Source organism: Silanimonas sp. (genome assembly GCF_027531545.1).
Classification (GTDB): domain Bacteria; phylum Pseudomonadota; class Gammaproteobacteria; order Xanthomonadales; family Xanthomonadaceae; genus Silanimonas.
Genome location: NZ_JAPZSC010000071.1, coordinates 1 through 11724 on the forward strand (window position 1 = coordinate 1; position 11724 = coordinate 11724).

The 11724-nt window shown below is 70.9% G+C and carries 10 protein-coding genes; 4 read left to right on the plus strand and 6 right to left on the minus strand.

Features of this window, described 5'->3' with window-relative positions:
- Window positions 1–261 precede the first annotated feature (261 nt).
- The 4 genes from O9280_RS17320 to O9280_RS17335 all read right to left on the minus strand — a co-directional run bounded on the left by O9280_RS17320 (window position 262) and on the right by O9280_RS17335 (window position 3232).
- Window positions 262–1245 (minus strand): beta-ketoacyl-ACP synthase III, encoded by a 984-nt coding sequence (locus O9280_RS17320; protein ID WP_298345893.1) that lies wholly within the window; start codon window positions 1243–1245, stop codon window positions 262–264.
- The gene (gene plsX, locus O9280_RS17325; protein ID WP_343228777.1) at window positions 1242–2303 is read right to left on the minus strand and encodes a phosphate acyltransferase PlsX; all 1062 of its coding nucleotides are present in this window, start codon (window positions 2301–2303) and stop codon (window positions 1242–1244) included. The genes O9280_RS17320 and plsX overlap by 4 nt, the downstream gene beginning before the upstream one ends.
- Window positions 2304–2326: 23 nt before the next feature.
- Complete coding sequence (gene rpmF, locus O9280_RS17330) at window positions 2327–2509, minus strand: 50S ribosomal protein L32 (RefSeq protein ID WP_014430300.1); 183 nt, start codon at window positions 2507–2509, stop codon at window positions 2327–2329.
- A 168-nt stretch (window positions 2510–2677) separates the two neighbouring features.
- Window positions 2678–3232, minus strand: a complete 555-nt coding sequence (locus O9280_RS17335; RefSeq protein ID WP_298345822.1) for a YceD family protein — start codon at window positions 3230–3232, stop codon at window positions 2678–2680.
- Window positions 3233–3386: 154 nt separating this feature from the next.
- Between O9280_RS17335 and O9280_RS17340 the strand changes: the two genes are divergently transcribed.
- Complete coding sequence (locus O9280_RS17340) at window positions 3387–3971, plus strand: Maf family nucleotide pyrophosphatase (RefSeq protein ID WP_298345825.1); 585 nt, start codon at window positions 3387–3389, stop codon at window positions 3969–3971.
- On the plus strand, window positions 3968–4732 hold the full coding sequence (locus O9280_RS17345) for an SAM-dependent methyltransferase (protein WP_298345828.1): 765 nt from the start codon (window positions 3968–3970) through the stop codon (window positions 4730–4732). The genes O9280_RS17340 and O9280_RS17345 overlap by 4 nt, the downstream gene beginning before the upstream one ends.
- 9 nt (window positions 4733–4741) lie before the next feature.
- Here the strand turns inward: O9280_RS17345 and O9280_RS17350 are convergent, their stop codons facing one another.
- On the minus strand, window positions 4742–6211 hold the full coding sequence (locus tag O9280_RS17350) for a DEAD/DEAH box helicase (RefSeq protein ID WP_298345830.1): 1470 nt from the start codon (window positions 6209–6211) through the stop codon (window positions 4742–4744).
- 397 nt (window positions 6212–6608) lie between these two features.
- Between O9280_RS17350 and prsT the strand changes: the two genes are divergently transcribed.
- Both prsT and O9280_RS17360 read left to right on the plus strand, forming a co-directional pair.
- The gene (prsT, locus tag O9280_RS17355) at window positions 6609–9380 is read left to right on the plus strand and encodes an XrtA/PEP-CTERM system TPR-repeat protein PrsT (protein WP_298345833.1); all 2772 of its coding nucleotides are present in this window, start codon (window positions 6609–6611) and stop codon (window positions 9378–9380) included.
- 201 nt (window positions 9381–9581) lie between these two features.
- A complete protein-coding gene (locus tag O9280_RS17360) occupies window positions 9582–10232 on the plus strand; it encodes a PEP-CTERM sorting domain-containing protein (RefSeq protein WP_298345836.1) in 651 nt (216 codons plus the stop codon).
- Between the two features lie 370 nt (window positions 10233–10602).
- Here the strand turns inward: O9280_RS17360 and O9280_RS17365 are convergent, their stop codons facing one another.
- Window positions 10603–11718, minus strand: coding sequence for a glycosyltransferase (locus tag O9280_RS17365; RefSeq protein ID WP_298345839.1), 1116 nt, complete (start codon window positions 11716–11718; stop codon window positions 10603–10605).
- Window positions 11719–11724: the final 6 nt, after the last annotated feature.

Genomic DNA, 11724 nt, shown 5'->3' on the forward strand with positions numbered 1-11724 from the left:
GTGAGAGGCCATCCAATGCGCCCGCGCTGGGGTGTGCAAGGGCCCTGAGCCAGGCGTGGCGCGACGCCCGCACGCCTGTGCGGGCTAGCGACACAACGACGCGCAGGGCCCTTGAACACCCCAGCCCTTCGGGTAGGCCCCAAGAACAGCCCCACTCGTCGTTGCGAAGCCTCGCCGGGTCCCCGACCCGGCTTCGTTTCGCGCCTAGATTGGGGCTGTTCTGGGGGCCTAGGCGGGTGAATTGGTTGGCCTCTCACACTCTCAGAAGTCGAGCAGCACCGCACCCCAGGTGAAGCCGCCGCCCACGCCCTCGAGCATGACGCTGTCGCCGCGGCGGATGCGGCCGTCGCGCACGGCGACGTCCAGCGCCAGCGGCACCGAGGCGGCCGAGGTGTTGCCGTGCTCGGCCACCGTGGCCACCAGCCGCTCGGGCGCGAGCTTCAGCTTGCGGGCGGTGGCCTGCATGATGCGGATGTTGGCCTGGTGCGGCACCAGCCAGTGCAGGCTCTCGGGGGCGCGGCCGGCCTTGGCCAGCACGGTGCGCGCGGCGTCCTCGAGCACGCCCACGGCCAGCTTGAAGACGGCCTGGCCGTCCATGCGCAGCAGCGGCGAGCCCACCACCTGGCCGCCGGCCACCGTGCCCGGCGTGCACAGGATGCCGGCGTGGCGGCCGTCGGCGTGCAGGTCGGACGCCAGGATGCCGGGCTCGGCGCTGGCCTCCAGCACCACGGCGCCCGCGCCGTCGCCGAACAGCACGCAGGTGGTGCGGTCGTCGAAATCGAGGATGCGCGAGAAGACCTCGGCGCCCACCACCAGCGCGCAGCGCGCGCCGCCGGTGCGGATCATCGCGTCGGCCACCGTCAGCGCGTAGACGAAGCCCGAGCACACGGCCTGCAGGTCGAAGGCCGGGCAGCCGTGCACGCCCAGCTTGTTCTGCAGGATGGTGGCGGTGGAGGGAAACACCATGTCCGGCGTGGACGTGGCGACGACGATCAGGTCGACGTCTTCGGCGCGGCGCCCCGCGGCCTGCAGCGCCGCCCGGCAGGCCGGCAGCGCGAGGTCGGAGCAGGCCACGCCCTCGTCGGCGAAGTGCCGGAATCGGATGCCCGTGCGCTCGACGATCCAGGCGTCGCTGGTCTCCAGCCCGCGCTCGGCCAACATGGCGGCCATGTCGTCGTTGCTCAGGCGGCGCGGCGGCAGGTGGCTGCCGGTGCCGGTGATGCGGGAGTAGACCGTGCTCATCAGGCGTCCTGGGGGGCCGTACCCGGCATGGCGCGCAGCGTCGGCACGATCATGTCGCGCACGCGGTCCACCAGGCGGTGCGCCGCGGCCTCGTGGGCGCGCGCCAGCGCCGCCTCGAAGGCGTAGGCGTCGGCCGAGCCGTGGCTCTTGAACACCAGGCCGCGCAGGCCCAGCAGCGCAGCACCGTTGTAGCGGCGCGGGTCGACCCGGCGCTTGAACCGGTTGAGCACGGGCAGCGCCACCAGAGCCGCCAGCTTGGCGAAGGGGCCGCGCGTGAACTCCTGCTTGATGAAGTCGCTGAGCATGGAGGCCAGGCCTTCGCTGGTTTTCAGCAGCACGTTGCCGACGAAGCCGTCGCACACGACGACGTCGACGGTGCCCTTGAAGATGTCGTTGCCCTCGACGTTGCCGTGGAAGCGGATCTGCCCGGCCTCGCCCGCCGCCCGCAACAGTTCGCCGGCGCGCTTGATGGTATCGCTGCCCTTGATGGCTTCCTCGCCGATGTTGAGCAGGCCGACCACGGGCTCGGCCTTGCCGTCCACCGCCGTCACCAGAGCGCTGCCCATCACCGCGAACTGCAGCAGGTGCTCGGGCGTGCAGTCGACGTTGGCGCCCAGGTCGAGCACGGTGGTATAGCCGTCGTTGCGGTTGGGCATCACGGTGGCGATGGCCGGGCGGTCGACGCCGTCGAGCGTCTTGAGGATGTAGCGCGCCACGGCCATCAGCGCGCCCGTGTTGCCGGCCGACACGCAGGCCTGCACGCCGGTGGCGTCGCCGTCCTTGACCTGTTGCAGGGCCACGCGCAGCGAGGAATCGCGCTTGCGGCGCAGGGCAACCTCGACCGAGTCGTCCATGGTCACCACCTCGGTGGCGAAGACGCGCGTGCAGCGCGCCCAGCCGGCTGCGGGCGCGAGTGCGGCCTCGGTGCCCACGAGCACCAGCTCGGCACCGGGGTGGCTGTCCAGGAACGCGCGACAGGCCGGCAGCGTGACCGTCGGGCCATGGTCGCCGCCCATGCAGTCGACGGCGATGCGGACGCGCGGGGAATGCTCAGCGCTCACGGCGGGCCGCAGCGCAGGCGATGTCAGGCGTCGGCCTTGGTCTTCAGGACCTTACGGCCGCGGTAGAAGCCGGTCGGGCTGATGTGGTGGCGCAGGTGGACCTCGCCAGTGGTGGGCTCCACGGCCGTGCCGGGGGCGGCGACGGCGTTGTGCGAGCGGTGCATGCCGCGCTTGGACGGCGACTTCTTGTTCTGCTGGACGGCCATGGCTGGGCTCCGTAGCGGCTGGAAGCGGCAAAGTGGGCAGCCGCGAGGGCTGCGAGGGTACGCCTGCAGCAGGCCGCAGGCCGCGCGCCGCGCCGTCAGCAGCCCTGGTTCAGGGCGCGTGGTCCGCGTCGCAAAGCCCGCCAGTATATCAGCGCAGGCGGGCGCGGGTCAGCCGGGGTCGCCGGCCTTGCGCAGCGCCGCCAGCGCCGCGAACGGGTTGGGCCGCGCCTCGTCGGCCGGCTCGGCGGGCTCGGGCTGCGGCAGCGGCTGCGGGCAGGAGCCCTCGTGGCGCGGCACGAGCGGCAGTTCGAGGATGAGTTCGTCCTCGATCAGGGAACGCAGGTCCAGCCGCGGCTCCAGCACGAGGTGGTCGTCGTCGCTGTCGGCGTCGAGCCGCTGGGCCTCGTCCTCGCTGGCCACGAAGCGGAAGCGGCGCTCCAGCACCAGCGGCTGCTGCAGGGCCTGCAGGCAGCGCTGGCATTGCAAGGTGACGTGAGCGTGCGCTTCGAGTTCCAGCCAGGGCTGGGGCGGCCCGGCCACCGGCTGCACCTGGCTGAAGCGGGCATGCCAGCCCACCCGCTCGTCGGCCGCCGGCGGCACGAACAGGCTGGCCGACAGCCGCGGCAACTCGGCCAGCGGCCAGGCGCCGAGCAGGGTCTCGCCATCGCGGCACAGCGCCGCCGCGGGGGCGGCCAGGGGGTCGGTGCGGCGTTCGCGGGCCATGGTCGGGGGGCGTGCGGGCTCGGGCGATGGAGGAACGGGCGGGTGGGCGCCGGTGGCGCCACGGGGCCAGCGGGGCCGGACCAGGGGCAACGGGCTGCGAGCGGAGGCAGTGTAGCCAGCCCGGCCGCGCCGCTGCGGCGGCCACAATCGCGGCATGCGCCCTGCCCTGATCCTGGCCTCGACCTCGCGCTACCGGCGCGAACTGCTGCAACGCCTGCGCCTGCCCTTCGAGGTGCTGTCGCCCGAGGTCGACGAGACGCCGCTGCCCGGCGAGGCCCCGGCCGCGCTGGCGCTGCGCCTGGCGCTGGCCAAGGCGCGCGCCGTGCACGCGCGCCGGCCCGGGGCGGTGGTGATCGGCTCCGACCAGGTGGCCGACCTCGACGGCGAGCCCATCGGCAAGCCGCACACGCACGAGCGCGCGGTGGCGCAGCTCACGCGCCTGTCGGGGCGCAGCGTGGTCTTCCAGACCGGCGTGGCGGTGGTCGCGCCGGGCCTTGAGCGCGCCCTGCTGGCCCCGGTGCGCGTGCGCTTCCGTGCGCTGGCGCCGGCCGAGATCGAGCACTACCTGCGTGCGGAGCAGCCCTACGACTGCGCCGGCAGCGCCAAGAGCGAGACGCTGGGCATCGCGCTGCTGGAGGCCATCGACAGCGACGACCCGACGGCGCTGGTGGGCCTGCCGCTGATCCGCACCTGCGCGCTGCTGCGCGAGGCCGGCATCGACCCGCTGGCCGCGGCATGACGGCGCCCGGCACGCTGTGGCTGGTGCCGGCGCCGCTGGACCTGGGCGCCCCCGAGACGCCGCTGGACGCCGTGCTGCCCCAGGCCGTGCTGGCCCGTGCGGCCGCGCTGCAGCACTGGGTGGTGGAAGACGCGAAGTCGGCACGCGCGCTGCTCAAGCGCGTGGCGCAGCACGTGCCGCTGGCGCAGCCGCTGCAGGCGCTGCAGCTGGTGGAGCTGCCCCGGCCGCCCAAGGGCGGCCCGCGCCCGGGCACCGCGGCCGTCGACTGGCGCGCCCTGCTGGCGCCGGCGCTGCAGGGCCGCGACCTCGGCCTGCTCAGCGAAGCCGGGCTGCCCGCCGTGGCCGACCCCGGCAGCCTGCTCGTGGCCGCGGCGCACGAGGCCGGCGTGCCGGTGCAGCCGCTGTCGGGCCCGAGCTCGCTGATGCTGGCGCTGGCCGTCAGCGGCCTGAACGGCCAGAACTTCGCCTTCGTGGGCTACCTGCCGCAGGAGGCCGAGTCGCGCACGGCGCGCATCCGCGAGCTGGAAGCCACGTCGCGCCGCCTCGCGCAGACGCAGCTGGCCATCGAGACGCCCTACCGCAACGCCGCGCTGCTGCAGGCGCTGGTGCAGGGGCTGCAGCCGACGACCCGGCTGTCGGTGAGCGTGGGCCTCACGCTGGAGGGCGGCTTCACGCGCAGCGCCCCCGTGGCCGCCTGGCGGCGCCAGCCGCTGGCGCTGCCCGACCGGCTGCCAGCCGTCTTCGCCTGGCTGGCCGGCTGAGCCGCGGCCTCAGCGCCCGCCGCCGAGCAGAGCGCCGACCTTGCGCTTGGGCCGGATGTTGGGCGACAGCGCGCGTGGCGCCGGCGCGGCCGCCTTGGCGCTTTCCCAGGCCGGCGGTGCGTCGGCCGGGGCGCTGGGCTCGTAGGGCTTGTCGAAGATCGGGTCAGAGGGCGCCCGCGGGGCGACGGGGCGCGGCGGGCGATCCGGCCGCGGCGGCCGCTCGGCACGCGGCGCGTCGTCGTCGTCGCGGCGATAGGGCCGTTCGTCGCGGCGGCGCGGCGGACGGTCGTCTTCCAGTTCGGCCGGCTCCAGCTCGATCTTCTTCTTGATCAGCTTCTCGATGTCGGCCACCAGGCGCGTGTCGTCGCGCGTGACCAGCGTGATCGCCAGCCCCGAGGCGCCCGCGCGGCCGGTGCGGCCGATGCGGTGCACGTAGTCCTCGGCGTTGAAGGGCACGTCGAAGTTGAAGACGGCCGGCAGGTCGGCGATGTCCAGTCCGCGCGCGGCCACGTCGGTGGCCACGAGCAGGTCGACCTCGCCGGCCTTGAACGCGGCCAGGGCCTTCAGGCGCTCGTCCTGGCTCTTGTCGCCGTGCAGGGCCTGCGTGCGCAGCCCGTCGCGCTCGAAGCTGCGGGCCAGCCGCGCCGCGCCGAGCTTGCTGTTGACGAACACGATGGCCTGGCGGATGTCGCGCGCCTTGACCTGCTGCCGGATGAAGGCGCGCTTGTCGTCGTCGGTGGTACTGTAGAAGCGCTGCTCCACCGTGCTGGCGGTGGCGTTGGGGCGCGCCACCTCCACCAGCACCGGGTCCTGCAGATAGCTGGCGGCGAGCTTCTTGATCTCGGGGCTGAAGGTGGCGCTGAACAGCAGCGTCTGCCGCGCCTTGGGCAGGTAGGACAGGATGCGCTGCAGGTCGGGCAGGAAGCCGATGTCGAGCATGCGGTCGGCTTCGTCGAGCACCACGTACTCGACCTGGTTCAGCACTGCGTTCCTGGCCTCGATGTGGTCGAGCAGCCGGCCCGGCGTGGCGATCAGCACCTCGACGCCGGCCTTGAGCTGCAGCGTCTGCGGCTTCATGTCGATGCCGCCGAAGACCACCGCCGAGCGCAGCTGCGTCTGCTTGGCGTACTTCTTGACGTTCTCGGCCACCTGGTCGGCCAGCTCGCGCGTGGGCGCCAGCACCAGCGCGCGCACCGGGTGGCGCGCCGGGCTCATGCTGGCGTTCTCGTGGCGCAGCATCTTCTGCAGCAGCGGAATGGTGAACGCCGCCGTCTTGCCGGTGCCCGTCTGCGCGGCGCCCATCACGTCGCGGCCCGCCAGCACGATGGGGATGGCCTTGGCCTGGATGGGCGTCATGGCCGTGTAGCCGCTGTCCGCCACGGCGCGCAGGAGCTTCGGATCCAGCGGCAGCGTGCTGAACAGCGGCGGCTCGGCAGCCGGCTCGGCACCCGTCGGATGCGTCGGTTGGGGGTCGGTCATTGGCGCGGATTATCGCCCGCAAGCGCAGGCCGGGCCCGGAACTGCCCCAGGCGCAGCCCAGGGCTGCACAAGCCGGTGCAACCGAACTCTGCATCGGCTGGCAGCGTGAAAAAGCTGCACAAGCACCCGTGGCGAGCATCCATCACACTGGACACACGCCCTCTTCATGCCACCATCGACTGCCGCTGGCGAAAGCACCCGTGATGGAGCGCGCGGATCGCCCCGGCGGTGCTTCCGCCCTGGCGCCGACCGCGAAGGATTGCTCGGCCAAACCGTTGAACGGTTGGCCACGGTGCCTTGTTCGACCGATTCTTGCCGTGCCCCAGCATCCGAAGAAGCCGTATCCTCGACGCACCGCTCCCGCCCTCGCCCGCCTGAACAGATGAAGCACCCAGCCATGCCACGATTCGCACGTGCCGCCATTGCCGCCGTGGCCGCCGTGGCATTGCTGGGTTGCGGAGCAGACACGCCGCAGTCCCTGACGGAGGAAGCGCGAACCGATCTGGCCAAGAGCGATGTGATGTCGGCCATCGTGCGATTGAAGCGGGCGGTGCAGGCGGATCCCAACTCGACCACGGCCCGCACTCTGCTTGGTGAGGCGTTGCTGGCCGCCGATGATCCCGGCGGTGCGGCGGTCGAGTTGACCAAGAGCCTGGACCAGGGTGGCGACCGGGAACAGGTGATGCCCCTGCTGGCGCGCGCCCTGATGCTGAACAACCAGCATCGCAAGCTCATCACCACTTATGGCAACGTGCGCCTGAACAACGCCGATGCGAACGCGGCCTTCATGACCTCCATGGCCATGGCCTGGTCGCTGAATGGCGACAAGGCCAAGGCCGACACGACGCTGAACGCCGTGCTGGCGAGCTCGCCCGAATTCGTGCCCGCGCGCATCGCCCAGGCGCGGTTCGCTGCCCAGCGCGGCGAGCACCAGCCTGCGCTGCAGATCCTCGACAACTTGCTGGCGCGCGACACGGCGCTCTACGAGGCCTGGCACCTGAAGGGCGAGATCCACACCTACGGGCTTGGCGACGCCAAGGCCGCCGAAGGCTTCTACAAGAAGGCGCTGGAGGTCAACAGCAAGCACTACCTGTCCCACCTGGAACTGACCGTGGCCCGGATCGCGGCGGGTGACATGGCCGGCGGCAAGGTGCAACTCGAGCGTCTGCGGGCCCTTGGCCCGGATCGCCTGGCGACGGTCCTTCTCGACGCCCAGCTTGCGTTCTACGACAAGGCGTTTGCGAAGTCCAAGGAGCTCACGCTGTCCGTCCTGCAGGCACAGCCCGAACACGTTGGCGCCTTGCAGCTGCTGTCGGCGCTCGAGTGGGAGGCGGGCGGCCCGGTGCTGGCGGCAAGACCCCTCGAGACGGCGCTGAAGATCGACCCCAACTTGCCGAATGCCCGGACGAACCTGGCCTACATCTACCTTCGGCTTGGCCAACCCGCCAGGGCCCTGGACGTCATCAAGCCCCTGATCACCCAGCCAGGCGCCCCGACGCGCGTGCTGGCAGCAGCCGCACAGGCGTCGCTGCAGCTGAACCGGCTGAACGACGCCGAGGCCCTGTTCTCCCGGGCCGCCGAAGCGTCGCCGAACGATGCCGAATCGCGCACGGCACTGGCGCTCACGCGCCTGGCCAAGGGCGACGCTTCCACCGCGTTCACGCAGCTCGAGTCCTTGGCGTCGCAGACGAAAGAGAGCCTGGCGGATTCGGCCCTCATCACGGCACGGCTTCGCCGGGGCGAACTCGATGCGGCCCTGGCAGCCGCGCAGGCGCTGCTGAAGAAGGCCCCGAACGCGGCCGCGAGCCACGACATGGCCGGGCGCGTCCAGCTGGCGCGCAACGACCTGCCTGCAGCGCGCGCCGCGTTCGAGAAGGCCCTCAGCCTTGACCAGCGGCTGCTGACGGCCGTCGCCAGCCTGGCCGACCTTGATCTGCGAAGCGGGCAGCCGCAGGCCGCGCTGCAGCGCGCGGAGGCGTTCGCCAAGTCGGAACCGGGCAACTTCGCCGGCCTGTTGCTGCTTGCCGACATGCGCAGGCAGACGGGCGCGTCGCCCGAGCTGGTGCACGACGCGCTCAAGCGGGCTGTTGCCGCCGCCAAGGACGAGCCTGCCCCCCGGCTCAAGCTGATCGAGTTCCACGCAGGCCGCAAGCAGTTCGCCGCTGCGCGCACCGCGGCCCAAGAAGCCATTGCGGCCATCCCGAACGACGTGCAGATCCTCGACGCGCTGGGCCAGATGCAGCTGGCCACCGGAGACGTCCAGCAGGCTCTGTCGACCTTTCGCAGCATCACGAGCGTCGATCCCAACAGCGCGGGCGCCCGCGTCAGGATGGCTCAGGTGCTTCGGTACAGCGATGACCTGAATGGAGCCGTTGCCGAGCTGCGCCGCGCGATCGAGCTGGACCCCCAGCTGCGCCCTGCCCGCATGGCCCTGGTGGACATTCTGGTGAGCCAGAAGCGCTCGAAAGAGGCGATGAGCATCGCCAAGGACCTGCAGCGCCGACTCCCGAACTCGCCCGCCGGCTACCTGCTGGAAGGCAGCGTGCACGGCAAGCTGAAGAACTACGACGCGGCCGCGGCCGTCTATCGGCTGGGCATGTCCAGGGCCGACGACCGCGACGACCTAGCCATGAACTACGTGGGCAGCCTGGTGCTGGGCGGCAAGAGCGGCGAGGCCGAGAAGTTTGCGGTCGGCTGGCTTTCGCGAAACCCTGGCCACGGCCAGATGCACTACACCCTCGGCGAAATCCATCTGGGTCTGGGCCGGCTGGACAGCGCGGCCCGTCAGTTCGAACGGGCGCTGTCCATCCGAACCGACTATGCCCCGGCGATGAACAACCTGGCCTGGGTGATGGCGCAGCAGCGCAAGCCGGGCGCGGCCGACTTTGCCCGGCGCGCGCTGGCCCTGGATCCCAACAACCCCAATTACCTCGACACGCTGGCGACGGCACTCGCGCTGGATGGCAAGCTCCAGGAAGCCATCAAGGCGCAACAGCAGGCCGTGCGGGTGGCGCCGGGCGAGCTTGCGCTGCGGTTGCAGCTGGCCAGGCTGGCGCTGGACGCCGGCGACAAGGCCCTGGCAAAGGGCGAACTCGACCGGATCCTGGCGGTGCCGACCGCCGCCAGCGCGATCCGCGACGAAGCGAGCGCCCTTTCCAAGCGGCTGTAGACCCCGCGGCCGTCGGCCGCGGGCCGGAAACGGGTGTCGAGATTTCTGACAGCCGCCGTCATCAAGAACGCTGGAAGGTCTTCAAGTTGTTGTTTTTAATGAGTTTTTCTTTCTGGCACGCCTTCTGCTTTGCTTAGCTGGCGTTGGGGCAACAGCACGGCGGCAAGCCCCCGGACCAACCATCCAACAGGAAGCGAAACCATGAAGCAAATCTCAAATCTGACGGCTGGCGCGGCCCTTGCCCTGGCAGCCCTGGGGTCGTCGAGCGCGATTGCCGGCCCGACCTGCGAAGTCTGCAGCTGGGTCGGCGCTGGCTCGCCGGCGAACACCTACGTCGGCAGCTTCAACAGTGCGACGCCGGCGGAAGACGCAGTGATATTCCAGCGGTTCGGAGCCGCCTTCACCGCGCTGACGACCTTCACCGACGTGTGGATCTTCGAGCTGAACCCGTCCCCGGGCAGCTTCTCGATCAACTCGCAATTCAGTTTCGCCCCCGGCGGCATCACCGGGTTCCAGGTGCAGTTGCGGAACGTCACGACGACGTCGGGTTGTGGCGTGGTCACCGACGCTGCTGCGAGCTCTTGTTCGGGTGGCTACACCCTGGGATCGGTGATCGCCACCTCTGCCCCCCCCACCGCGGGCGGTCAGGTGTTCATCAACGAAGTCCAGTTGCTGAGCGCACCCGCCTACTACGCCTGGGTGGTCAGCGGCACCCGGGCAACAGTGAACGGTGCCACCTCCTACAACGGCACCGCGAACATCGGGGCGGTTCCCGAGCCCACGAGCCTGGCTCTGGTCGGCGCGGGTCTCCTGGCCGCCGCCATCGGCGCCCGTCGCAAGCGGGCTGCCTGAGCGTGGCTCAAGGCCGGCTGCTGGCCGGCCTTTTTCCTTGTGTGTTGGATTCCCCGGCCCGGTGTGGCAACACACCGGGCCGCGGTTCTTTTGGCGACAGCGCCCCCGATGCCTGCGTGCGGGCGGTGCCAGTTGCCCTGGTTCTGCCAGTTGGCCAGAGCGCGAACCGCCGGTCGGAGTTCTGGCATGGGCAGCGGGCGATGCCCAGGCTGGTGCCATACGCCCCGGCGTCGCGCAGGAACTGCACCGCCCGTGGTGACCATGCGGCCTCGCTGAGGCTGCATCTCTGATCGGTCACCTGGCTGACCGTCTTCAAGCGGCGGGCGTACGTGCGCCTCACCCCCAGCCTCTTCGCCGCTTGCCGCGGCCGTCAAGAATCCGGCAGGGACCCCGGCCGCGTGACGAAAGCGCGCATCCAGCGCGGCGACTTGAACCGCACGATGCGCCAGTACAGCACCACGTAGGTGAAGACGAACAGTGCCAGGAAACCAACGATGAACGGCGTGCTGTTCCAGAACAGCACGGCCGGAATCACCGACAGCATGCACAGCATCCACAGAAACGGCGACGTCATCGAGTTGCGCCGAGTCAGGGCCTTGGCGCTGCGATCGCCCACCGCCCAGCGCATCACCCGGCGGTAGATGAGCGAGTGCAGGTGGATGCCATCGGGCATGCTGGGTGGCACGGCGCGGATGAACCGGCGCCGATAGATGGAGAAGAGCGTCTCGAAGACGGGGTAGATGCACACCAGCAGCGGGAACAGCGGCGAGACCTCGGGGTTGCGCACCAGCAGCAGGATGGCCACCTCGGCCACGAAGAAGCCCAGGAAGTAGGCGCCGCCGTCGCCCAGGAAGATGAGGCCGGCCGGGAAGTTCCAGACGAAGAAGCCCAGCACCGCGCCGATGCCGGCCAGGGCCAGGGCGCCGACGAGCGGGTCTCCCACCTGGTAGGCCACGTAGGCCAGGGCGCCCAGCATGATCACCACGCACATCGACGCCAGGCCGTTGAAGCCGTCGATGATGTTCACCGAGTTGGCGATGCCGGCCACCGCCAGCACGGTGAGCAGCCACGAGCCGACGCCCATCGCCACGATCCAGTCAAGGCCCGGGATGTCGGTGCGGTCGATGGCCACCCCCAGCCACCAGGCCGCCAGCAGCGCCGACGCAGCCGTGGCGAGCAACCTCTTCAGGGGGCTGACGCGCTTGGTGATGTCTTCCACCAGCCCGACGGCGAACGCCACCAAGCCGCAGGCCATCAGCTGCAGGCCCAGGCGCCCCTCTGGCGACTGGAACCCCATCAGCGCCAGTGCGAACAGCAGGCCGACGAAGATACCCATCCCCCCCACCCGCGGCACCGGGCGCGCGTGGAACTTCTGCGGGCCCGACAGCTCGTGATCGAGAAAGAAGTGCTGGTGGCCGCGCGCGAAGTGCACCACGAACAGGGTGACGCCGAGCGACACGACGAAGGCGATCAGCAGCGCGAGCATCGGCGG